Origin of the sequence: Pseudomonas sp. RA_15y_Pfl1_P11, from assembly GCF_963970975.1 — a bacterium.
Lineage (GTDB): Bacteria > Pseudomonadota > Gammaproteobacteria > Pseudomonadales > Pseudomonadaceae > Aquipseudomonas > Aquipseudomonas tritici.
In genome coordinates, this window is sequence record NZ_CAXAOY010000017.1 from 60,021 (window position 1) to 83,007 (window position 22,987).

The 22,987-nt window shown below is 61.1% G+C and carries 25 protein-coding genes; 10 read left to right on the forward strand and 15 right to left on the reverse strand.

Annotated features, from left to right (window positions below):
- The first annotated feature begins 493 nt into the window (after nt 1-493).
- Genes AACY44_RS20420 through cysG form a run of 6 tightly spaced genes read left to right on the forward strand, consistent with a single transcriptional unit; the run spans nt 494 to nt 7,990 of the window.
- A complete protein-coding gene (locus AACY44_RS20420) occupies nt 494-2,899 on the forward strand; it encodes a DNA translocase FtsK (protein WP_339421021.1) in 2,406 nt (801 codons plus the stop codon).
- Between the two features lie 52 nt (nt 2,900-2,951).
- A complete protein-coding gene (gene lolA, locus AACY44_RS20425; protein ID WP_339421023.1) occupies nt 2,952-3,575 on the forward strand; it encodes an outer membrane lipoprotein chaperone LolA in 624 nt (207 codons plus the stop codon).
- A 27-nt stretch (nt 3,576-3,602) separates the two neighbouring features.
- Nucleotides 3,603-4,925 carry a replication-associated recombination protein A gene (locus AACY44_RS20430; protein WP_339421025.1) on the forward strand — a complete coding sequence of 441 codons (1,323 nt, stop codon included), beginning with the start codon at nt 3,603-3,605 and terminating at the stop codon, nt 4,923-4,925.
- A complete protein-coding gene (crcB, locus tag AACY44_RS20435; RefSeq protein ID WP_339421027.1) occupies nt 4,925-5,299 on the forward strand; it encodes a fluoride efflux transporter CrcB in 375 nt (124 codons plus the stop codon). Before AACY44_RS20430 ends, crcB begins: the two co-directional genes overlap by 1 nt.
- A gap of 15 nt (nt 5,300-5,314) precedes the next feature.
- Nucleotides 5,315-6,595, forward strand: coding sequence for a serine--tRNA ligase (gene serS / locus AACY44_RS20440; RefSeq protein ID WP_339421029.1), 1,281 nt, complete (start codon nt 5,315-5,317; stop codon nt 6,593-6,595).
- On the forward strand, nt 6,596-7,990 hold the full coding sequence (gene cysG, locus AACY44_RS20445) for a siroheme synthase CysG (protein ID WP_339421031.1): 1,395 nt from the start codon (nt 6,596-6,598) through the stop codon (nt 7,988-7,990).
- Between the two features lie 34 nt (nt 7,991-8,024).
- Here cysG and AACY44_RS20450 read toward each other — a convergent pair whose 3' ends face one another.
- From AACY44_RS20450 to tusD, 6 genes are all read right to left on the reverse strand, one after another.
- Nucleotides 8,025-9,023, reverse strand: a complete 999-nt coding sequence (locus tag AACY44_RS20450; RefSeq protein WP_339421033.1) for a glutathione S-transferase family protein — start codon at nt 9,021-9,023, stop codon at nt 8,025-8,027.
- Nucleotides 9,024-9,111: 88 nt separating this feature from the next.
- Nucleotides 9,112-10,113: a glycosyl transferase family protein gene (locus AACY44_RS20455; protein ID WP_339436968.1), complete on the reverse strand. Its 1,002-nt coding sequence runs from the start codon at nt 10,111-10,113 to the stop codon at nt 9,112-9,114.
- Nucleotides 10,110-10,445, reverse strand: coding sequence for a TusE/DsrC/DsvC family sulfur relay protein (locus AACY44_RS20460; RefSeq protein WP_339421036.1), 336 nt, complete (start codon nt 10,443-10,445; stop codon nt 10,110-10,112). Before AACY44_RS20460 ends, AACY44_RS20455 begins: the two co-directional genes overlap by 4 nt.
- Nucleotides 10,442-10,720 (reverse strand): sulfurtransferase complex subunit TusB, encoded by a 279-nt coding sequence (tusB, locus tag AACY44_RS20465; protein ID WP_339436967.1) that lies wholly within the window; start codon nt 10,718-10,720, stop codon nt 10,442-10,444. Before tusB ends, AACY44_RS20460 begins: the two co-directional genes overlap by 4 nt.
- On the reverse strand, nt 10,720-11,070 hold the full coding sequence (tusC, locus tag AACY44_RS20470; RefSeq protein ID WP_339456330.1) for a sulfurtransferase complex subunit TusC: 351 nt from the start codon (nt 11,068-11,070) through the stop codon (nt 10,720-10,722). Before tusC ends, tusB begins: the two co-directional genes overlap by 1 nt.
- A gap of 1 nt (nt 11,071) precedes the next feature.
- Entirely contained in the window at nt 11,072-11,464 is a 393-nt protein-coding gene (tusD, locus tag AACY44_RS20475) for a sulfurtransferase complex subunit TusD (protein WP_339421039.1), read from the reverse strand.
- Nucleotides 11,465-11,621: 157 nt separating this feature from the next.
- Between tusD and AACY44_RS20480 the strand changes: the two genes are divergently transcribed.
- Nucleotides 11,622-12,803: a CaiB/BaiF CoA transferase family protein gene (locus AACY44_RS20480; RefSeq protein WP_339421041.1), complete on the forward strand. Its 1,182-nt coding sequence runs from the start codon at nt 11,622-11,624 to the stop codon at nt 12,801-12,803.
- A 105-nt stretch (nt 12,804-12,908) separates the two neighbouring features.
- Here the strand turns inward: AACY44_RS20480 and AACY44_RS20485 are convergent, their stop codons facing one another.
- The gene (locus tag AACY44_RS20485; protein WP_065872224.1) at nt 12,909-13,403 is read right to left on the reverse strand and encodes a SprT family zinc-dependent metalloprotease; all 495 of its coding nucleotides are present in this window, start codon (nt 13,401-13,403) and stop codon (nt 12,909-12,911) included.
- A gap of 127 nt (nt 13,404-13,530) precedes the next feature.
- Complete coding sequence (locus AACY44_RS20490) at nt 13,531-14,133, reverse strand: Yip1 family protein (RefSeq protein WP_065872086.1); 603 nt, start codon at nt 14,131-14,133, stop codon at nt 13,531-13,533.
- Between the two features lie 373 nt (nt 14,134-14,506).
- Between AACY44_RS20490 and ttcA the strand changes: the two genes are divergently transcribed.
- Together ttcA and AACY44_RS20500 are read left to right on the forward strand one after the other, a co-directional pair.
- Entirely contained in the window at nt 14,507-15,331 is an 825-nt protein-coding gene (gene ttcA, locus AACY44_RS20495) for a tRNA 2-thiocytidine(32) synthetase TtcA (protein WP_339436966.1), read from the forward strand.
- 67 nt (nt 15,332-15,398) lie between these two features.
- Entirely contained in the window at nt 15,399-16,070 is a 672-nt protein-coding gene (locus tag AACY44_RS20500) for a DNA-3-methyladenine glycosylase I (protein WP_010209632.1), read from the forward strand.
- Here AACY44_RS20500 and AACY44_RS20505 read toward each other — a convergent pair.
- Genes AACY44_RS20505 through arsC form a run of 3 tightly spaced genes read right to left on the reverse strand, consistent with a single transcriptional unit; the run spans nt 16,067 to nt 17,422 of the window.
- Complete coding sequence (locus AACY44_RS20505; RefSeq protein ID WP_339421048.1) at nt 16,067-16,474, reverse strand: DUF2069 domain-containing protein; 408 nt, start codon at nt 16,472-16,474, stop codon at nt 16,067-16,069. The genes AACY44_RS20500 and AACY44_RS20505 overlap by 4 nt on opposite strands.
- Complete coding sequence (gene wrbA / locus AACY44_RS20510; RefSeq protein WP_339421050.1) at nt 16,458-17,072, reverse strand: NAD(P)H:quinone oxidoreductase; 615 nt, start codon at nt 17,070-17,072, stop codon at nt 16,458-16,460. Before wrbA ends, AACY44_RS20505 begins: the two co-directional genes overlap by 17 nt.
- Nucleotides 17,069-17,422, reverse strand: a complete 354-nt coding sequence (gene arsC, locus AACY44_RS20515) for an arsenate reductase (glutaredoxin) (protein ID WP_339436964.1) — start codon at nt 17,420-17,422, stop codon at nt 17,069-17,071. Before arsC ends, wrbA begins: the two co-directional genes overlap by 4 nt.
- A 115-nt stretch (nt 17,423-17,537) precedes the next feature.
- Between arsC and AACY44_RS20520 the strand changes: the two genes are divergently transcribed.
- A complete protein-coding gene (locus AACY44_RS20520) occupies nt 17,538-17,999 on the forward strand; it encodes a TlpA family protein disulfide reductase (protein ID WP_339421053.1) in 462 nt (153 codons plus the stop codon).
- Nucleotides 18,000-18,107: 108 nt separating this feature from the next.
- Here the strand turns inward: AACY44_RS20520 and AACY44_RS20525 are convergent, their stop codons facing one another.
- From AACY44_RS20525 to AACY44_RS20540, 4 genes are all read right to left on the reverse strand, one after another.
- Entirely contained in the window at nt 18,108-18,512 is a 405-nt protein-coding gene (locus AACY44_RS20525; RefSeq protein WP_339436963.1) for an META domain-containing protein, read from the reverse strand.
- The gene (locus AACY44_RS20530) at nt 18,509-18,949 is read right to left on the reverse strand and encodes a hypothetical protein (protein WP_339421055.1); all 441 of its coding nucleotides are present in this window, start codon (nt 18,947-18,949) and stop codon (nt 18,509-18,511) included. Before AACY44_RS20530 ends, AACY44_RS20525 begins: the two co-directional genes overlap by 4 nt.
- Before the next feature lie 71 nt (nt 18,950-19,020).
- The gene (locus tag AACY44_RS20535) at nt 19,021-20,010 is read right to left on the reverse strand and encodes a 2-hydroxyacid dehydrogenase (RefSeq protein WP_339438314.1); all 990 of its coding nucleotides are present in this window, start codon (nt 20,008-20,010) and stop codon (nt 19,021-19,023) included.
- Between the two features lie 23 nt (nt 20,011-20,033).
- Complete coding sequence (locus tag AACY44_RS20540) at nt 20,034-22,787, reverse strand: response regulator (protein ID WP_339436961.1); 2,754 nt, start codon at nt 22,785-22,787, stop codon at nt 20,034-20,036.
- Nucleotides 22,788-22,987: the final 200 nt, after the last annotated feature.

Sequence of the window (22,987 nt, forward strand, 5' to 3'; positions counted from 1 at the left end):
TCCAGGCTTGCGGAAGGGGAGGGGAGTGACAGGTATGACACCTGCTTGCGCAGTGCTGATTATTGTCGACATGGCGCCATCGGGCCAGCCCGAATCGGCCTTTCATGCGTATTAGCGTGAGCAGGTGTTTCTGCAACTCTGTGTCGGGGACGCGGTCGTAATCGGGTTGGTTCGATGCAGGCCATTTGCCAAGCTGGCCTTGATTGATAAAAACAGCTCATAAGCCTTTGTCAGCAAAGACAATGCATGCTCAAATTGAACATGTTGTGAGACTCAATTGGCTAGGCTGCCGGGTGAAGGGCCAGGGCGTGGCATCGCAGTCACAAACCCGTACAATGCGGGCATTGTGGCGCTTTCCTCATTTCATCCAGCAATCGCCCAATGTTAAAAAGTAGATTCAACGACACTCGTTCATTTTTCAGCTGCTCGGATTGGGCAGTATTTGCAGTCATTCAACAGATGGACGCGCTAAAGGCGCAGGAAAAGACCCGTTTTGAAGAAATCCGCCGCAACACCTAAAGCAGCAGTCGTGCCGGCCTGGCGCCAGCACCTGCATTATCGCCTCAAGGAAGGTGCGCTGATCGCTATCGGCGCGCTGTGCCTGTTCCTGATGATGGCCTTGCTCACGTATGGCAAGGACGATCCCGGCTGGAGCCATAACAGCAAGATCGAAGACGTGCAGAACTTCGGCGGCCCCGCCGGTTCCTACAGCGCCGATATCCTGTTTATGGTGCTGGGTTACTTCGCGTATATCTTCCCGTTGCTGCTGGCGATAAAGACCTGGCAGATCTTCCGCCAGCGTCACGAGCCATGGCAGTGGAGCGGTTGGCTGTTTTCGTGGCGCCTGATCGGCCTGGTGTTCCTGGTGCTGTCCGGCGCGGCCCTGGCCCATATCCATTTTCATGCGCCGACCGGCCTGCCGGCGGGTGCGGGCGGTGCGCTGGGCGAAAGCCTCGGCGACCTGGCGCGCAAGAGCCTGAATATCCAGGGCAGCACCCTGATGTTTATTGCGCTGTTCCTGTTCGGTCTCACCGTGTTCACCGATCTGTCGTGGTTCAAGGTGATGGACGTGACTGGCAAGATCACCCTCGACCTGCTGGAGCTATTCCAGGGCGCGGCTAATCGCTGGTGGTCGGCCCGTGTGGACCGCAAACGCATGGTGGCCCAACTGCGTGAGGTGGACACCCGCGTCAACGAGGTGGTGGCCCCGAGCACGCCGGACCGACGCGAACAGGCCAAGGTCAAGGAACGCCTGATCGAACGCGAGCAAGCCCTGAGCAAGCACATGTCGGACCGCGAGAAGCAGGTGCCGCCAGTGATTGCCCCGGCGCCGCCCAAGGCCCCCGAGCCCAGCGCTCGCGTGCAAAAAGAGAAACAGGCGCCGTTGTTTGTCGACAGCGCCGTCGAAGGTACCTTGCCGCCGATCTCGATTCTCGACCCGGCCGAAAAGAAACAACTTAATTATTCCCCTGAATCCCTGGCGGCCGTCGGCCACCTGCTGGAAATCAAGCTCAAGGAATTCGGCGTCGAAGTGACGGTGGACTCGATCCACCCCGGCCCGGTGATTACCCGTTACGAGATCCAGCCGGCGGCGGGCGTCAAGGTCAGCCGTATTTCCAACCTGGCGAAAGACTTGGCGCGTTCCCTGGCCGTGACCAGCGTGCGCGTGGTGGAAGTGATCCCCGGCAAAACCACCGTGGGTATCGAAATCCCCAACGAAGACCGCCAGATCGTGCGCTTCTCCGAAGTCCTGTCGACGCCGGAATACGATAGCTTCAAATCGCCGGTCACCCTGGCCTTGGGTCACGACATCGGCGGCAAGCCGGTAATCACTGACCTGGCGAAAATGCCTCATCTGCTGGTCGCGGGTACCACCGGTTCCGGTAAGTCGGTGGGTGTGAACGCGATGATCCTGTCGATTCTGTTCAAGTCCGGCCCGGATGACGCCAAACTGATCATGATCGACCCGAAGATGTTGGAATTGTCGATCTACGAGGGCATCCCGCACCTGTTGTGCCCCGTGGTCACTGACATGAAGGACGCCGCCAACGCGCTGCGGTGGAGCGTTGCCGAGATGGAGCGCCGCTACAAGCTGATGGCGAAGATGGGCGTACGTAACCTGTCGGGTTTCAACGCCAAGGTCAAGGAGGCCCAGGACGCCGGCACACCGCTGGCCGACCCGCTGTACAAGCGCGAAAGCATTCACGACGAAGCGCCGCTGCTGACCAAGCTGCCGACCATCGTGGTGGTGGTCGACGAATTTGCCGACATGATGATGATCGTCGGCAAGAAGGTCGAAGAACTCATCGCACGTATCGCCCAGAAAGCTCGGGCGGCCGGTATCCACTTGATCCTCGCCACCCAGCGTCCCTCGGTGGACGTGATCACCGGTCTGATCAAGGCCAACATCCCGACGCGCATGGCGTTCCAAGTGTCGAGCAAGATCGACTCGCGGACCATCATCGATCAGGGCGGTGCCGAGCAACTGCTGGGCCACGGTGACATGCTCTACATGCCGCCAGGCACCAGCCTGCCAATCCGGGTGCACGGCGCGTTTGTTTCCGACGATGAAGTACACCGCGTGGTGGAAGCCTGGAAACTGCGCGGCGCGCCGGAATACAACGACGACATCCTCGCGGGCGTCGAAGAAGCCGGCAGTGGCTTTGACGGCGGCAGCAGTGGTGACGATGATGCCGAGACCGACGCGCTGTACGACGAAGCCGTCGCCTTCGTGCTGGAAAGCCGTCGCGCGTCGATTTCCGCCGTGCAACGCAAGCTCAAGATTGGCTACAACCGCGCCGCCCGCATGATCGAATCCATGGAAAATGCCGGCGTCGTGACCGCAATGAACACCAACGGCTCGCGCGAAGTCATTGCCCCTGGGCAGATGCGCGACTGACCCCGTGCCGCGTGGCAGCACGCGGCACGCTAACGACTCAATGAGGACTCCCATGCGTCTTATCCGCATGCTGTTGTTGCCGGCACTGGCCCTGACCGCTGTTTCGGCTCACGCTGACCCGGCTTCCGTCGCCAGCCTGAAGAACCTGTTGGACAAATCCCAAACGCTGACTGCGCGCTTTTCCCAGATGACCCTGGATGCCGGCGGCACCCAGTTGCAGGAAACCGCAGGCGAAATGGCTGTAAAGCGCCCTGGCCTGTTCTACTGGCATACGGAAGGCAAGGCTGAACAGACCATCGTTTCCGATGGCCAGAAGGTCACTCTGTGGGACCCGGACCTGGAACAGGCGACCATCAAGAAGCTCGACCCGCGCCTGAACCAGACCCCGGCGCTGTTGCTGTCGGGCGATGTGTCGAAAATCAACGACAGCTTCGACATCACGTCCAAGCAAACCAGCAACGTCATTGAGTTCACCCTCAAGCCGAAATCCAAGGACACCCTGTTTGACACACTGTCCCTGTCGTTTGGCAACGGCGTGATCAATAACATGCGACTGGTCGACAGCGTCGGCCAACGCACCGATATCCTGTTCTCCGGGGTCAAGGCCAACCAGCCTGTGCCGGCGTCCAAGTTCAAGTTCGACATCCCCAAGGGTGCCGACGTGATCCAGGAATAAATCCCCCAGAGGTTTCAAACGCTGCCCATGGATCTGTTTCGAAGTGACCCGATTGCTCAACCCCTGGCCGCGCGCTTGCGTTCGACCAATCTGGATGAGTACGTCGGTCAGGAACACCTGCTCGCGCGCGGCAAGCCTCTGCGTGAAGCCTTGGAGCAGGGCGCGCTGCATTCGATGATCTTCTGGGGGCCACCGGGCGTGGGTAAAACCACCCTGGCGCGGCTGCTGGCGAAGGTCTCGGATGCACACTTCGAAACGGTCTCGGCGGTGCTCGCCGGGGTCAAGGAGATCCGCCAGGCGGTGGAAGTCGCCAAGCAGCAGGCCGGGCAATACGGCAAGCGCACCATCCTGTTTGTCGATGAAGTGCATCGCTTCAACAAATCGCAGCAGGATGCGTTCCTGCCCTATGTTGAAGACGGCACGCTGATCTTTATCGGTGCCACCACCGAGAACCCTTCTTTTGAATTGAACAACGCCTTGCTTTCGCGGGCGCGCGTCTATGTGCTGAAAAGCCTGGACGAAGCGGCGATGCGAAAGCTGTTGCAGCGTGCGTTAAGCGAAGACAAGGGCCTGGGCAAGCGCCAGCTGAGTCTCAGCGATGAAGGCTTCAAGATTCTGATGAGCGCCGCAGACGGTGACGGGCGCCGCTTTCTCAACCTGCTGGAAAACGCCTCGGACCTCGCCGAAGACGGCAATGAAATTGGCGTCGAGCTCCTGCAAAGCCTGCTCGGCGATACGCGTCGGCGCTTCGACAAGGGCGGCGAAGCCTTCTACGACCAGATCTCGGCGCTGCACAAATCCGTACGCGGTTCCAACCCGGACGGCGCGCTGTACTGGTTCGCGCGCATGATCGACGGTGGCTGCGACCCGCTTTACCTTGCCCGCCGCGTGGTGCGTATGGCCAGCGAAGACATCGGCAACGCTGACCCGCGTGCGCTGAGCCTGTGCCTGGCGGCGTGGGAAGTTCAGGAGCGTCTGGGCAGCCCGGAAGGCGAGTTGGCAGTGGCCCAGGCCATTACCTATTTGGCCTGCGCACCTAAAAGCAACGCGGTGTATATGGGCTTCAAGTCCGCCCTGCGCGCAGCTGCCGAACACGGCTCCCTGGAAGTGCCGCTGCACCTGCGCAACGCGCCGACCAAGCTGATGAAACAACTGGGCTACGGTGATGAATACCGTTATGCCCACGATGAACCGGACGCCTATGCTGCCGGTGAAGATTACTTCCCCGACGACCTTGAGCCACAGCCGTTCTACCAGCCGGTGCCCCGTGGCTTGGAGCTGAAGATCGGTGAAAAGCTCAATCACCTCGCCCAACTCGATCAACTCAGCCCAAAACAGCGGAGAAAGTAGTGCTCAAGATGATTCTTGCCGTGTCCGCAGCCGGCATCGCTGGTACATTATTGCGTTTCGCCACTAGCACCTGGGTCAGCGCCAACTGGCCGAAGCATTTTTATGCGGCGACCCTGGCGGTCAACCTGGTGGGCTGTTTGATCATCGGGCTGTTGTACGGCTGGTTCCTGCTGCGCCCGGAAGTACCGATTGAAATTCGGGCTGGCTTGATTGTCGGCTTTGTAGGCGGTCTGACGACCTTTTCATCCTTTTCACTGGATACGCTGCGCCTGCTGGAAAGCGGGCAGGCCCTGGTTGCTTTCGTGTACCTGGGCATCAGCGTGTTCGGCGGGCTGCTCGCCACCTGGGCTGGCCTGTCCTTGACCAAACTTTGATAACGAGAGACCGACATGCTCGATTCCAAACTGTTACGTAGCAACCTTCAGGACGTAGCGGACCGCCTGGCATCCCGTGGCTTTGCCTTGGATGTCGCGCGCATCGAAGCGCTGGAAGAACAGCGCAAGACCGTCCAGACCCGCACCGAAGCACTGCAGGCTGAGCGTAATGCGCGTTCCAAATCCATCGGTCAGGCCAAGCAGCGCGGCGAAGACATCGCGCCGCTGATGGCGGATGTCGAGCGCATGGGCACCGAGCTCTCTGACGGCAAAATCGAGCTGGAAGGCATTCAGACCGAGCTGGATTCCATCCTGCTGGGCATCCCCAACTTACCGCATGAGTCTGTGCCGATGGGCGAAGACGAAGACGGCAACGTCGAAGTGCGCCGGTGGGGCACGCCAAAAGCCTTTGATTTCGAGATCAAGGACCACGTTGCCCTGGGCGAATTGACCGGCGGCCTGGATTTTGAGACTGCCGCCAAGATGTCCGGCGCACGCTTTGCCTTGCTGCGCGGCCCGATCGCGCGCATGCACCGCGCCCTGGCGCAGTTCATGATCAATCTGCACACCGCCGAGCACGGTTACGAAGAAGCCTACACCCCATACCTGGTGCAGGCGCCGGCGCTGATGGGCACCAGCCAGTTGCCGAAGTTCGAGGAAGAGCTGTTCAAGATCAGCCGCGACGGTGACGCCGATCTGTACTTGATCCCGACCGCCGAAGTGTCGCTGACCAATATTGTTGCGGGCGAGATCCTCGACGCCAAGCAACTGCCGTTGAAGTTCGTGGCTCACAGCCCGTGCTTCCGCAGCGAAGCCGGTGCATCGGGTCGTGACACTCGCGGCATGATCCGCCAGCACCAGTTCGACAAGGTCGAGATGGTGCAGGTCGTCGAGCCGTCGACCTCCATGGAAGCCCTGGAAGGCCTGACCGCCAACGCCGAACGCGTCCTGCAACTGCTGGAGCTGCCGTACCGCGTGCTGGCGCTGTGCACGGGCGACATGGGTTTCAGCGCCGTGAAGACCTACGACCTCGAAGTGTGGGTACCGAGCCAGGACAAATACCGCGAGATTTCGTCGTGCTCCAACTGCGGTGATTTCCAGGCGCGTCGTATGCAAGCGCGTTTCCGTAACCCGGAAACCGGCAAGCCGGAGCTGGTCCATACCCTCAACGGTTCCGGCCTGGCCGTAGGCCGTACGCTGGTGGCGGTGCTGGAAAACTACCAACAGGCTGACGGCTCGATCCGTGTGCCTGACGTGCTCAAGCCTTACATGGCTGGCGTTGAGGTCATCCGCTAAATGGAATTTCTGCCGCTGTTTCATAACCTGCGCGGCAGTCGTGTGTTGGTCGTCGGTGGTGGGGAGATTGCCTTGCGCAAATCCCGGCTGCTGGCCGACGCCGGTGCGGTGCTGCGGGTGGTTGCTCCCCAGATCGAAGACCAGTTGCGTGAGCTGGTGCAGGGCAGTGGCGGGGAACTGATGTTGCGCGGTTATCAGGAGGCCGACCTCGACGGTTGCACCCTGATCATCGCGGCAACGGACGACGAGCCGCTGAACGCGCAAGTGTCCAGCGATGCCAAGCGTCGTTGTGTGCCGGTCAATGTGGTGGATGCGCCGGCCTTGTGCAGCGTGATCTTCCCGGCGATTGTCGACCGTTCGCCCCTGGTGATCGCGGTGTCCAGCGGCGGCGATGCGCCGGTGCTGGCGCGCCTGATCCGCGCCAAGCTGGAAACCTGGATTCCGTCCACCTACGGTCAGTTGGCCGGGTTGGCGGCGCGGTTTCGTGCCCAGGTCAAAGGCTTGTACCCGGATGTGCAGCAACGTCGCGCGTTCTGGGAGGAAGTATTCCAGGGCCCGATTGCCGATCGGCAACTGGCCGGGCAGGGCGCTGAAGCTGAGCGTCTATTGATTGAAAAGGTCAACGGTGCACCACCAAATGCCCCGGGTGAGGTTTACCTGGTCGGCGCAGGCCCGGGCGATCCGGACCTGCTGACCTTTCGTGCCTTGCGCCTGATGCAGCAAGCCGATGTGGTGCTGTACGACCGCTTGGTAGCGCCGGCGATTCTCGAGTTGTGCCGCCGTGATGCCGAGCGCGTGTACGTCGGCAAGCGTCGCGCCGACCATGCTGTGCCGCAAGATCAGATCAACCAGCAACTGGTTGACTTGGCCAAGCAAGGCAAACGCGTACTGCGCCTCAAGGGTGGCGATCCATTCATCTTTGGGCGAGGTGGTGAAGAGATTGAGGAACTGGCAGCCCACGGCATCCCGTTCCAAGTGGTGCCGGGGATCACGGCGGCCAGCGGTTGCGCAGCGTATGCGGGCATTCCGCTGACCCACCGCGACTACGCGCAGTCAGTGCGATTTATCACCGGGCATTTAAAGAACGGTACGTCGGAACTGCCTTGGGATGACTTGGTGGGCCCCTCGCAGACCTTGGTGTTCTACATGGGCTTGATTGGTTTGCCGATCATCTGCGAACAGCTGATCAAGCATGGGCGGGCAGCTGATACCCCGGCGGCATTGATCCAGCAGGGCACCACGTCCAACCAGCGTGTGTTTACTGGCACGCTGGCCGACTTGCCGCGCATGGTGGCGGAGCATGAAGTGCATGCGCCGACATTGGTGATCGTTGGTGAAGTCGTGGTGTTGCGCGAGAAGCTCAAGTGGTTCGAAGGCGCTCAGTCGCAAGTCTGAACACCTGATGTAGTGAGCGGGGCAAGCTCGCTCACTACAAACCAAATACCGATTGGCCGGTCAATTTGTACCGATCATGTCCGGCATCAAACGCTTGCAACGGCCCCTTCGGTACAATCCCCGTCGGATTGATTGTCCGGTGGCTGGCGTAGTAATGCCCCTTGATGTGTTCAAAATCCACCGTCTCGGCCACACCTGGCCACTGATATATCTCCCTCAGCCAATTCGACAGATTTGGGCAGTCCGCAATCCGCCGCAAATTGCATTTGAAGTGGCTGTAATACACCGCATCAAAGCGAATCAGCGTGGTGAACAGGCGCACATCGGCTTCGGTCAGGTACTCCCCGGCCAGGTAGCGATGATCGCCCAGATGCTGTTCCAGGTGATCCAGTTCGGCAAACACATCATCAAATGCACTTTCATACGCCTGCTGCGAAGTGGCAAAGCCTGCGCGGTACACACCATTGTTCACCGCGGGATAAATGCGCTCGTTCAGCGCGTCGATGGTAGGGCGCAGCGCTTCTGGGTAAAAGTCCAGGGTGTTGCCGGTCATCCCGTTGAACGCACTGTTGAACATGCGGATGATTTCCGCCGATTCATTGCTCACGATGCGCTTCAGTTTTTTGTCCCACAGCACCGGCACAGTGACGCGCCCGGTGTAGTCGGCGGTATCGGCAGTGTAGCGCTGGTGCATGAAGGCGAAATCGTCGAGCGTGTCGCCGGTCGAGCCGTGGGCCTTGTCGAAGGTCCAGCCGTTTTCCAGCATCAGCCAACTGACCACGGACACGTCGATCAAGCTTTCAAGGCCCTTGAGCTTGCGCAGGATCAGGGTGCGATGGGCCCACGGGCAGGCGAGGGACACGTAGAGGTGGTAGCGACCGGCCTCGGCCTTGAAGCCGCCTTCGCCGCTCGGGCCTGGCGAACCGTCGGCGGTCACCCAGTTGCGGCGTTGCGCCTGTTCCCGTTGGAATGCGCCGTCTGCGCTACTTTCGTACCACTGGTCTTTCCAGCGTCCTTCAATCAGCAAACCCATGACTGGCTCCTCTGCTATTAAGCGTTGGAGGCCAGTCTAAAGGGCTGAGTTCGATTTAAAAGCGCAAAGACTGAAGGTGAATGATCGATTAAATCGATTTGTCCCGCGCGTCCCAGTATTGCTGGGCCAACACGAACGCCTGTTCCCGTGAGTGATCCAAGCCGCGCAAGGCCAGGGCCATGGTGGCGATCAGGGCCAGTTGTGGGTAGCTGTCTTCGACATCCCCGCGCCACACGGCCTTCAAGTGCTCGGGTTCCAACGTGGCAGGTTTGACGTGGCGCTGGGCGGAGAGGGCGGGCCATTCTTCGTCCCAGCTTTCGCCACCGCTGGTGCCGTACAAGTGGCTGGCCGAGTCGGGGTTGATCTCGATTTCGCCGCCATCGCCCTTCACGACAATCACATTGTCGCCGAGTAGGCCGCTGGCATCGCGGTGCACGCCTTGGTAACCGGGGTGGAAAATGCTTTGCAGGCCCAGGCGTGCATTCATCGGGTTAAGCAAGCGCGCCAGAGAGTGAATCGGCGAGCGCAGGCCCAGGGTGTTGCGCAGGTCGATCATGCGCTGCAACTGCGGCGCCCAATCGCCCAGTGGGATAAACGCCAGGTTGCCTCGTTGATAGGCGGCCTCGACCTGCTGCCAGTTACGGCACAGCGGGATCTGCAAGCCTTCCAGCAATTGCTCGGTGTACAGCCGCCCCGCCGTATGCGCGCCACCGCCGTGCATCAGGATGCGCACGCCATTTTGTGCCAGGCACTTGGCGGCAAGCAGGTACCATGGCAGGTGACGCTTCTTGCCGGCGTAGGTGGGCCAGTCGACATCCACGTTCAGCGCCGGGGCGTTGAGGCGTTCGCGCACGGCTTCGGTGAAGCCGGCGAGTTCTTCCGGGCTTTCTTCCTTGTGGCGCAACAGCATCAAGAAGGCGCCGAGCTGGGTGTCTTCGACTTTTTCGTCGAGCAGCATGCCCATGGCTTCGCGGGCTTCCTCGCGGGTGAGGTTGCGCGCGCCGCGCTTGCCTTTGCCCAGGATGCGCACGAACTGCGCAAACGGGTGCTCTGCAGGGGTTTCAAGGGTCAGCGGGGCAAAGTCGGTCATAAGCAATTCGTCGGCCTGGGCAGGCCCGCCAGCTTGGCGGCGAGTTTGGCGGGAGTGCCGTTGAACAGTTTGTTCAGGTGCAGGCTGTTGCCCTTTCCCGGGCCCAGCTTCAAGGCGGTGTACTTGATCAGCGGGCGGGTGGCGGGCGACAGCTGGAATTCGGCGTAGAACTGGCGCAGCAGTTGGAGGATCTCCCAATGGTCCGGGGTCAGCTCCAGCGTCTCAGCGGCGGCCAGGGCGATTGCCACCTCATCGGACCACTCGTTCAGGTCAACCAGGTAACCGTCCTTGTCCAGTTCCAAGGTGCGTGCGCCGACGGTCAGGGTGTTCATAGCCAGGTGTTGACCTTGTCGTAGTCGATCGACAGCTGCACGAAACCTGGGTAGTCCACGCTGTCGGCCCAGTCCGGCAGAGGCAAATGGCGCGCCTGCATGTCTTCGGCCAGCACAAAGACCTTCACGCCCTTGGTGTGCAGCGCCGGGTTGTGCAGCGCGTAGGCGCCATCGCCGCAGAGCAGGATGGCGTCCTTGGCGCCACAGATGCGCAGGCAGCTGTCGAGGCGGCTATCGGTAAACGGGGAGTGGGAAACCACATGGAGAGTCGACATCAGAGGGTCATCACCTGGTCGTAACGGTCAATCAACTGGGAGATCGCTTCGCTGTCCAGCGGCTGGGCGCTGGCGGGCGGCGCGAGGCCGCGCTCGGCCAGGCTGTGGCGGCAGACAAATACGTCATCGATGCCAAAAAGGCCCAGTGCCTGCAAGTTGGCGCTGAGGTCTTTTTGCTGCAAGGCCTTGGCGTCCTGGTGCGGCGCCAGTTGGAACACGCCGTCATCGAGGAACAGCAGGCCAATCGGTAGATCGAAGGCGCCACCGGCCAGGACGATATCCAAGGCTTCCCGGGCACTTGGCCCGGACCATGGCGCCTGGCGGCTGATCACCAATAAGGATTTGGACATGTCACGGCCCTCCAAAGCAGATCAGGCGGTCAGCGGCCTGGGCGGCGTCATGCAACTGACCCAGGCCCGACAGCGCCCACGGCGCGTCCAAGTTCACCGCGCTGCGTTGATAGCGCGTGGCTTCCTCCTGGTTGAGCACGCCACGCCGCAGGGCGGCGGCGATGCACACCACGCCGTCGAGCTGGTGCTGGCTGACAAACTCACGCCATTGGCGGGCGATGTCTTGCTCATCCTGGGGCGCAACGATGTTATTGGACGCGCTATGCACGCCGTCCTGATAGAAAAACAGCCGCACAATCTCATGCCCGCCGGCCAACGCCGCTTGAGCGAACAGCAGGGCACGGCGCGAAGAGGGCGCATGGGCGGCGGAAAACAGTGCAATCGCGAACTTCATGGAACACTCTGCAAGCAAACGTGGGGCAATGATAAAGCCGCTGCCACGAAAAAGCCCGCCGTGATCAAAACGGTCACTGTTGGTGACTGTTCCGGCGATTGCCGGTCAGCGCAAGGCTGCCTAGTCTGTGTGCATTCAAAACAAAAATGGAGTGCCCATGTCAGGTCCCTTGGCGTCCCTCAAAGTGTTGGATTTTTCCACCTTGCTGCCTGGCCCGTTTGCATCGTTGATGCTGGCGGACATGGGCGCCGAGGTCCTGCGTATCGAATCGCCCACGCGCCTGGACCTGCTGCGGGTATTGCCGCCCCATGATCAGGGTGTTTCGGCGAGCCATGCCTACCTCAATCGCAATAAACGCAGCCTCGCGCTTGATCTCAAGCAGCCTGAAGCGCTGGAAGTCGTGCGGGCGTTGGTCAAGGCGTACGACATCGTGCTCGAACAGTTCCGGCCAGGGGTGATGGAACGCCTGGGCTTGGGGTATGAGGCGTTGAAGGCGATCAACCCAAAGCTGATTTACGTGTCGATCACCGGTTACGGCCAGACCGGGCCCTATAAGGACCGCGCCGGGCACGATATCAATTACCTGGCACTGGCCGGCGTGGGCAGCTACACCGGCCGTGCCGACAGCGGGCCGCTGCCGTTGGGCGTGCAACTGGCGGACGTGGGCGGTGGTTCGCTGCATGCGGTGGTGGGTTTGTTGGCGGCTGTTATCGCCCGACAGCAGAGCGGGGTCGGCCAATACCTGGATGTGAGCATGACCGATTGCTCGTTCAGCCTGAATGCCATGGCCGGTGCGGGTTACCTAGCGTGTGGGGTGGAGCCGGAGTGGGAGAGCCATGTGCTCAACGGCGGTAGTTTCTACGACTATTACCGCTCGCGGGATGGGCGCTGGATGTCGGTGGGCAGTTTGGAGCCAGGGTTTATGCAGCAACTCTGTGAAACGCTGGGACGGCCGGAGTTGGCGGCACAAGGCTTTTTGCCCAAGCCGGAGCAGCAAAAAGACCTTAAGCTGGCGCTGAAAGTCGAGTTTGAAAAGCGTAGCTTCGAAGAGTTGTGTGAGTTGTTTGCCGGGGTCGACGCTTGTGTCGAACCGGTGCTGAGCCTGAGCGAGGCAGTGGATCATCCGCAGTTAAAAGCGCGCGAACTGATCACCCAGGTGCCGCGGGGTGACGGTTCGACCCAGGCGCAACTGGCCTGCCCGTTGAAGTTTTCCGAGGGGGTGCCAGTGCCTCGGCATATCGGGGTTGCAGTGGGGGCGCACAGTGATGAGGTCTTGGCGGAGTTGGGGTTCAGTGCTCAGCGAATAGAGGAATTGCGCAGTGCCAAAGTCGTTGTGTAGCGCCTGAACCGGCGTCTTCGCGAGCAAGCCCGCTCCCACATTCGACTGTATTCCAAGGTCAGAACACGGTCGAATGTGGGAGCGGGCTTGCCTGCGAAGAGGCCCTCACTCCACCCGAGTTTCCCCGGTAAATACCAACGTCTGCCGACACCGCCGACACAAATACCGCCGCCCCTGCGCCACCATGCCATGTCGCTGCGACGAAAACGGAAAGTCGCTATCGGCACACGGGCATCGGTAAATGTAGCGAGTCACCTGACGACGCTTCACCTCATACGTGTGGCAACGGTCAGGCGGCAGTTCGTAAACCCCGCGCATGATCAATTGCCATTCCTCGCCATGGGGCTGAATGCGCTCGCCGAACAGTTGGTGGGCGATCAGGTGCGCCACTTCATGGGCCACGGTCTGTTTCAGGAAATGCTGGCTGTTTTCACGGTACAACTGTGGGTTGAAGCGCAGCAGGTTCTCGTGCAAATGCGCGACACCGGCCTTCTGGCCCCGCAGCTTGAGGCTGACCTGGGGGCGTTTGAAGCTTCGTTTGAAAAAGGATTCAGCTTGTTGGAAACAATCTTCGACGCGGGTATTGAGTTGCTCGGGCATGCTGTACATATCTCCAGAGACCCCAGTATGCCGCAAAGCTGAGTGTTTCCGAATCTGTCAGGCGCCGAATGGTCATGCATAACGCACAAAGCCACCTTGCGGTGGCCTTGCCTACGGTTTAAACGGATCAGTTGGTATAGATCGGACCTACGCCGAGGCCCCAGACAATCACGGTAAACGCCATGATCGCCACCAGTACCACCAGGCCTACGGCCAGCACCGAGCTGGAAAACAGGAAACCCTCATCCGGGTCGATGTTCATGAAGGTCGGCAACCCCACGTACAGCAGGTACACCGTGTAGCAAATCGCCGCCGTGCCCACGACCATGCCCAGCCACATATGCGGGTAGAGCGCCGCCAGCCCGCCGATGAACAGCGGCGTGGCGGTGTAGGTGGCAAACGCCACGCAGCGCGCCATGCTGGGGTTGGCGTCGTAGGTACGGGCCATCCAGTGGATGAACGCGCCCATCACCGCCACACCGCCAAGCATGGCGGCGTAGGACATGAGGGTCATCCACAGCGCGCTTTCCTGGGTCAGCATCACCGGCGAGCGGTTGCCGATGACCCAGCCAACCTGGGTGGTACCGATAAAGGCTGATACGGCGGGGATCGCCGCGAGAATCAGTGTGTGAGTGAGGTACATGTGGCTGATGCTTTCTTCTTTATCGCCACGAATTTCCCGCCACTCCTGGTCGGGATGGGTAAAAAGCCCCACGACGTGATGGATCATGCGAGTCACTCCTGTCGTTATTGCCATCGCCCCCCATCGGAGCGCCCACGGGCCAAATGGCCTCAAAGGTCCTGGATAGCTGTGCGACCTCTAGTCGCAGTATAGGAAGGTATGCCCGGAATAACTGTAGGGCCTTTAGAGCAAATTGCGCTGTAAACATTGGGCTTAATCGCGGCTAGGTCTGTCGGCGCCACAGGGTCAACTGTGGCAGATGGCTTGCATGTGATCGCAACCTGTCAGAACTCGATAAGTTGACGGGCCCACCGCTATCGCAGGCAAGCCAGTTCCCACATTGGATCGGCGTCGCCCATTGAAGTATTTTTGCGTAAAATGCAGCGCTTTTCGTCACACACCTCCAGCGGATCCAAGCGCCATGGGCACACTTACGGTCAACCAGAACAAACTGCAAAAACGCCTGCGTCGCCTGGCCGGTGAAGCGGTCGCCGATTTCAACATGATCGAGGACGGCGACAAGGTCATGGTCTGCCTCTCCGGCGGCAAAGACAGCTACACCCTGCTTGATGTGCTGCTGCACCTGCAAAAGGTCGCGCCGATCACGTTTGAGATCGTTGCCGTCAACATGGACCAGAAACAACCGGGCTTCCCCGAGCATGTGCTGCCGGCCTACCTCAAAGCGTTGGGCGTCGATTACCACATCGTCGAAAAAGACACCTATTCGGTGGTCAAGGAACTGATCCCGGAAGGCAAGACCACCTGCTCGCTGTGTTCGCGCCTGCGCCGTGGCACGCTTTATACCTTCGCCGATGAGATCGGCGCGACCAAGATGGCCCTGGGTCATCATCGCGATGACATCGTCGAAACCTTTTTCCTCAATATGTTCTTCAATGGCTCGCTCAAAGCCATGCCGCCCAAGCTGCGCGCCGATGACGGGCGCAACGTGGTAATCCGCCCGCTGGCGTATTGCAACGAGAAGGACATCCAGGCCTACTCCGACCTCAAGCAATTTCCGATCATCCCGTGCAACCTGTGCGGGTCCCAGGAAAACCTGCAGCGCCAAGTGGTCAAGGAGATGCTGCTGGACTGGGAGCGCAAGATGCCCGGTCGCACCGAAAGTATCTTCCGCAGCCTGCAGAACGTGCAGCCGTCGCAGTTGGCCGACCGCAACCTGTTTGACTTCACCAGCCTGAAAATTGATGAGAGCGCCGCTTCGCGCTTCGTTAATGTTGTGAACCTCTGAGCCTATTCAATGCTCTGACACACGGCGCTCGCGAGCGCCGTTTTCAATTCGAATCTCAGGAGAGGGCATGCGCGATTACAAGTGGCTGCACGAATATTGTCTGAACCGCTTCGGTTCGGCGGCCGAGCTGGAAGCCCACCTGCCTGTACCCAAGACCCCGGCGCAGTTACGCAAGATCAGTGATGACCGCTACCTGTCGACATTGGCGTTGCGGGTATTTCGCGCGGGTTTGAAGCACAGTGTGGTGGACGCCAAGTGGCCGGCGTTCGAGCAAGTGTTCTTCGGCTTCGATCCGGAAAAAGTTGTGCTGATGGGCGCCGAACACCTGGAGCGGTTGATGCAGGACACGCGGATCATCCGCCACCTGGGCAAGCTCAAGAGCGTGCCGCGCAATGCGCAGATGATCCTCGACATTGAACAGGAGAAAGGCAGCTTTGGTGCGTTTGTCGCCGATTGGCCGGTGACCGATATCGTTGGGCTGTGGAAGTACCTGAGCAAGCACGGCCACCAACTGGGCGGGCTGTCAGCGCCGCGTTTTTTGCGCATGGTGGGCAAGGACACGTTTGTGCCGAGTTATGACGTGGTCGCGGCGTTGAACGCGCAGAAGATCGTCGACAAGGCGCCGACCAGCCTGCGCGATTTGGCGACGGTGCAGGGCGCTTTCAACCAGTGGCATGCCGAGAGTGGCCGGCCGATGTGTCAGTTGTCGATGATGTTGGCCTATACGGTGAATCACTAACCTGTAGCAAGGCGGCGATTCAACTGGTGCCGCCACCGCACATAAAGCAACGCCGTACAAAACACCGCCAGACTCGCCAGCATCTCCAACACCCCGAACCACTGCCGGTTCGGGTCGTATGCCGCCAGCGCGCCTTTGATGAAATACAGGTTCACCACAAAACACATCCACGAATGCCCGCGCGCGCTGCCCAGCAGCATGCCGGGTGCCAGCACCAGCAGCGGCACCAGTTCGATCAGTAGGATCACCCACGGCCGGGCACCGTGCAGGTCGGCGACGAACAGGTAGTAAACGCAGAGCAACCCCGCCAAGCCCAAAAACGCCAGCAGGCTCAGCGTGCGCGCCACCTTGACCCGTGGCTCCAGCCACGCCTGGGGGGGCAGGACCTTAGGCTTCCTGGCCACGGCCGTTCTCCAGCAACGTAGCGGTTTTAGCCAGGCGCAGGCCCAAGGCGCGGCACAGGGTGATTTCGTGTTGATCGAGCATGCGCTTGCCGTCAGGCCCGGCATGGTGGCTGGCGCCATAAGGCGTACCGCCGCCCTGGGTGTCGAGCAATGCCTGTTCGCTGTAGGGCAGGCCAGTGATCAACATGCCGTGGTGCAACAGCGGCAACAGCATCGACATCAGCGTGGTTTCCTGGCCGCCGTGCAGGCTGGCGGTAGAGGTAAACACCCCGGCCGGCTTGCCGACGAGGGCGCCGGTGAGCCACAGGTTGCTGGTGCCGTCGATAAAGTACTTGAGCGGCGCAGCCATGTTGCCGAAGCGGGTTGGGCTACCCAAGGCCAGGCCCGAGCAATTTTTCAGGTCATCGAGGCTGGCATACAGTGCGCCTTCGTCCGGAATGCTCGGCGCGACGGCTTCGCACTCGGTGGAGATCGCCGGCACGGTGCGCAGTCGGGCCTCCATTGCGCCTTGTTCGACGCCTCGGGCAATGTGTCGGGCCATTTCGCTGACCGAACCGTTGCGGCTGTAGTACAAGATCAGCACATACGGCGCGCTCACGGCAGGATCTCCAGCACGTTCTCTGGCGGACGGCCAATGATGGCTTTATCGGTGGTTTCGAGGATCGGGCGTTCCATCAGCTTCGGGTGCTCGGCGATGGCGGCGATCAACTGTGCTTCGCTGAGGCTGGCATCCGCCAGGTTGAGGGTCTTGTATTCCTCTTCACCGGTGCGCAGCAGTTGGCGCGCGCTGATGCTCAGCTTGCCGAGCAGCGCCTTTAATTGCGCGGCGTTCAGCGGGATTTCCAGATAGCGCACCACGGTCGGGGTGAGGCCGCGGGCTTCCAGCAATTGCAGCGCACCGCGGGATTTCGAGCAGCGCGGGTTGTGATAAAGCGTCAGATCGGTCATGTGCGGGTCGCATCTTGCGTAAGGTGGCGGGTATTCTACCCGCGCTACGGCCCGTCCTTAAACCGTAAGAGGCGATAGGTCGCAGTCAACGTTCATTTTTGCGAAGGATTACCCCATGACTAAGCGATTGATCGGTGCATTGGCGATCATCACAACCCTGCTGCTCAGCGGCTGCGGTAATGACTACGGCGTTGACCAGTATGGCCAGAAAGTGGCGGCCGAACGCTTGGACAAGCAGTGGCTGGTGGTCAATTACTGGGCCGAATGGTGTGGCCCGTGCCGCACGGAAATTCCTGAACTCAATGCCTTGGCCGAACAGCTGAAGGCGCAGAACGTAGGGGTGTTCGGGGTCAATTTTGACAACGTGCAGGGTGAAGAGCTGAAAGCCGCCAGTGACAAGCTGGGCATCAAGTTCACCGTGCTGGCGCAGAACCCGGAGGGAATTTTTGATATCCCGCGCAGCGAAGCGTTGCCGGTGACCTACATCATTGATGACAAGGGCAAGGTGCGCGAGCAACTGATGGGTGAGCAGACGGCGGAAGGGGTGTTGGCTAAGCTGAAGGCTCTACGTGGCTGATTCTGTGGGAGCTGGCTTGCCTGCGATCGCATCGACTCGGTACCACAGACACACCGAGTCGCCTGCATCGCAGGCAAGCTCCCACAGGAAAGCCAGTGCGCAGTGAAATTAGCCTTCTTCCAGCCACAGGCGAATCGGCTTGCCCTCGGCCGGCCAGAAACGCGTTTGCTCGATCGGCGAGACATCCCAGCGCTGCACCCCTTGCAGGGCCTGGAAGAAGCGCTGCTCCTGCTCCATTAACGCCTCGGCGCACAGCTTGCGGGTGCTGCCGATCTTGCCGAAGCTGAGCGTGTCGCCCTCGACCGTGTACGGCGCAAACCAGTGGTTGCAACCGCCATTGCCGTAGGCGCGGCCATCGGTGCCTAGGGTGACGGTCAGGTGCGCGTAATCCATCAACGGCCGCTCACCAATCCATTCCACCACGTAGCTATGATCCCGCTTGAGCGTGACCGCGTCCCCGGCGCAACCCGTCAGGGCCGCCCCGAGGGCGGCGAGCAAGAGCAGGCCTCTCATTGCGCGGCCTTCTGGCATTTCGGGCAGCGGTGCTTGTCGCCTTCGCTGGCCCAGCCCAAGTCGGCAATGCGCGCATTGGCCGCCGGTTGCAGGGGTTCTTTGGTCAGCTTGGTTTCCACCGCGAATTCGAACGCCAACACCGCATCGCAGCTGTCGCAGTTGACCTTCCAGGTGTGAATCTCCAACTCGCCGAATTTCGGCCCCTGGGCCATGGCGACCCATTGGCCGGCCGGGCGGATGGAGTAGCGTGCGTCACCTTCGACGGTAAGGCGCATCGACAGGGTTTTACTGCCACGCAGGGTGACGATCAGCACGTCGCCATGCTTGATCGAACCACCGTTGCCAGTCACCTGATAACGGCCCGGCACCAGGGCGCGGCATTCGATCAGGGTGTGTTGCGGGCTCAGCAAACTGAAGCGGAAATCGTGTTCGGCCATGGATCCTCCAAATAGGCGCGGCATCCTATCACGGGTGCCTGCCTATCATGAGCCTGGTGTGTGACCGCTGATCATCCTTCGACAAGGTTCTGTGCTCGACCATCGGCCCATGCTGCAATGTTGGCCAAGGTGGTGCCGGCGATGGCCGCCAGGGCTTCGCGAGTGAGAAACGCCTGGTGGGCGGTGATGATCACATTGGGAAAGGTCAGCAGGCGCGCGAGTACGTCGTCCTGCAGCGGCAGGTCGGAGCGGTCCTCGAAAAACAGCTGCGCTTCTTCCTCATACACATCCAGCCCGAGGTAGCCGAGTTGGCCGTCCTTGAGTGCCTCGATCAGCGCCGGGGTGTCGACCAACCCGCCGCGACCGGTGTTGATCAGCATCGCACCCGGCTGCATCTGTGCCAGGGAGCGGGCGTTGATCAAGTGTTTACTGTCGGCGGTCAGCGGGCAGTGCAGGCTGATGATCTGCGCCTGGGCCAGCAACTCAGGCAGGCTCACGTAGCGCGCCCCCAATGCCAGGACCTGCGGGTTGGGGAAGGGGTCGTAGGCGAGCAGTTGGCAACCGAAGCCGGCCATTATCCTGGCGAACGTCGCGCCGATCTGCCCGGTGCCGACCACGCCGACGGTCTTGCCCACCAGGTCGAAACCGGTAAGGCCATGCAGGCTGAAATCGCCATCGCGGGTGCGATTGTAGGCGCGATGCAGGCGGCGGTTGAGGGCGAGGATCAGTGCGACCGCATGTTCGGCCACCGCGTGGGGCGAATAGGCCGGCACGCGCACGATGGTCAGGCCCAGGCGCTTGGCGGCGGCCAGGTCCACATGGTTGTAGCCCGCCGAGCGCAGGGCGATCAGCCGCGTGCCGCCCTTGGCCAAGTGCTCCAGCACCGCGGCGCTGAGGTCGTCATTGATGAAGGCGCACACCACTTCGTGCTGTTCGGCCAGGGCCACGGTGTCGAGGTTGAGCCGTGCAGGCTGGAATTGCAGCTCCAGGCCCGGTGGCAGCGGTTCACCGAGAAAACTGTCGCGGTCGTAGGTCTGGCTGCTGTAAAGAATGACGCGCATCAAAGGCTTCCTTGTTGATGAATTCAGGCATTGACCCTCGCTTCACTCGCAAGCCGTGCAATCGCCATGTCCAGTTCGTCCAGCGCGTGCAAGGCCTTGGCGTCGTCCTGTTTGAGCAGGGTCTCGGCGCGGTGGCAGGCGGCACGCAGTTGCGGTACGCCGCAATAACGGGTCGCGCCATGCAGGCGGTGCACGCGTTCGATCAGGGCGTTGTTGTCATTGGCATCGCGGGCGATGGTGATGGCCAGGCGGTCGGCTTCCAGGGAGGCCAGCAACATGGCGAGCATGTCCGCCGCCAGGTCAGCCTTGCCGGCGGCCAGGCGCAGGCCCTCTTCATGGTCGAGCACCGGCAATTGCACGCCAGGGCCGAGGCCGTCCGTTGGGCGTTCCGGGCTTTGGTTACGCAGGGCCAGGCCGGTCCATTTCAACACCACTTGGGCCAGTTGCCGTTCGCTGATGGGTTTGGTCAGGTAGTCGTCCATGCCGCTTTGCAGCAAGGCGCGTTTTTCGTTGGCCATGGCGTGGGCGGTGAGGGCGACCACCGGCAACGGCGTGCCGCTGCGCTCGCTTTCCCACTGGCGGATCGCCTCGGTGCTCTGGCGGCCGTCCATGCCAGGCATTTGCACGTCCATCAGCACCAGGTCGAAAGTGTCCTGTTTCACGGCGTCGACAGCCGCATACCCGCTTTCCACTGCACGCACCCGCGCGCCCATGTCTTCCAGCAGGGTTTGGACCAGCAGCAGGTTCGCCGGGTTGTCATCCACGCACAATACGCGCGGCGCCCGGCTGGACAGCGGCTCGCCCGGTTCGCTGCGCGATGGACGCGGGCTGATCAGATCGGACAGCGCGCGGCGCAGCTTACGCGTACACGCCGGCTTGGCCTGCAACTGGCTGTTGGGGTTGGGTACGGACTGGTTGAACAGCATCTGTTCAGTGGTGGGGCACAGCACCAGCACCTTGCAGCCCAGGTGTTCAAGGTCCCATAGATGCTGGTTGAGACGCTCGGGCGGGATGTCATTGGCCGTCACGCCAAGTACCGCCAGGTCAATCGCCTGGTCGGTCTGATGGGCACTGGTGATGCCGTTGGTCAAGCTTTCCAGGCTGTTGAACGGGGTGACTTCCAGGCCGCAGTCTTCCAGCTGGTGTTGCAGCGCCTGGCGCGCCAGTTCGTGGTTTTCCAGCACGGCCACGCGATGGCCCAGCAGTGGCGCGCAAGGCAGGTCTTCGACATCGTCACGGGTCTTGGGCAGGTTCAGGCTGATCCAGAACTCCGAACCTTCGCCCGGCGTACTGTCGACGCCGATTTCACCGCCCATCTGCTCGATCAGGCGCTTGGAGATCACCAGGCCCAACCCTGTACCGCCGGGCTGGCGCGACAGTGAGTTATCGGCCTGGCTGAACGCCTGGAACAGCGCGCGCACGTCCTGGCTGGACAGGCCGATGCCGGTGTCCTGCACGCTGATGCGCAGTTGCACGCTGTCTTCTTGCTCGTCCTCGATCATCGCTCTGGCCACGATGGTGCCTTCGCGGGTGAACTTGATCGCGTTGCTGATCAGGTTGGTCAGGATCTGCTTGAGGCGCAGCGGGTCGCCGACCAGCGCCAGCGGCGTGTCGCGGTAGACCAGGCTGACCAGTTCCAGTTGCTTGGCATGGGCGGCAGGGGCGAGGATGGTCAGGGTGTCTTGCAGCAAGTCGCGCAGGTTGAACGGGATGCTGTCGAGCACCAGCTTACCGGCTTCGATTTTCGAAAAATCGAGGATCTCGTTGATGATGCCCAGCAGGTTGTCGGCAGACTTTTCGATGGTGCCCAGGTAATCGAGCTGGCGTGGGGTCAGTTCGCTTTTTTGCAGCAGGTGAGTAAAGCCGAGGATACCGTTGAGCGGCGTGCGGATCTCATGGCTCATGTTGGCCAGGAACTCCGACTTGATGCGGCTGGCCTCCAGGGCCTCCTTGCGCGCCAGGTCCAGCTCGATGTTCTGGATCTCGATGGTTTCCAGGTTCTGGCGCACGTCTTCGGTGGCCTGGTCGATGCTGTGTTGCAGTTCTTCCTGGGCGTTCTGCAGGGTCTCGGCCATGCGGTTGATGCCCGAGGCGAGCTGGTCCAGCTCCTGGCTGCCCAACGCAGGCAAGCGGGTTTGCAAGTTGCCGTCCTTGAGTTGGGCGACCGCCTGCTTGATCTGGCCGATTGGTGAGTTGATCGTGCGGCTGATGCGCAGGGCTAATGCCGCGGTGCAGATCAAGCCGATGGCAATCAGCAGCAGGCTGGCGAACAGGCTGCGGTAGCCGCGCAGCAACATGCCGTTGTGGGACAGTTCCACCTCGACCCAGCCCAGCAGGCGGTCGGCTTCATCCGGGATCAGGTCGCCCGCGAGGTTGCGATGACGACCAAACACCGGCAGCAGGTAGCGGGTGGCGTCATTACCGGTGCGCTGCAACAAATGGGAACTGTTGCCGATGGGCGCCTGGTTGAGCATGGTCGGGCCCGCATGGGCCAGGGAGATGCGGTCCGGACTGAGGAACGCCACGGTGCGCACGTCCGGCTGTTCCAGGGATTGAGTGGCGATGCGCTCCAGCAGCTCGGTGTTGCGGGCGCTCAAGGCCGGCGCCACCAGCGGAGCCAATTGCTCCGCGATCATTTCGCCGCGTTGCAGCAATTGGGTCTGCAGTTCCGAGAGTTGCATCCAGGTGAAGTAGCCCCCCAATAACGAGGCCATCAGGCTGGTCGGTAATAAGGTCAGCAACAGTACGCGGCCTTTTATCCCCATTCTTGTCAGCACGCTACTCTCCTGCCACCACATTGATATCTATGATTCGCACGGGCATCCGGCCCGCGCCACCTGCGCAGTGTAGCCATTTGCGCGGCGTGGAATCTTGCAAATTAATGACGTACGGCAATCTTGAGGTCATTTGGCGCCCGGTGGCGATTGCCTGCGGCAAGGTAATCTTGAATAATCGGCCATTGAGAATGACTTGCAGA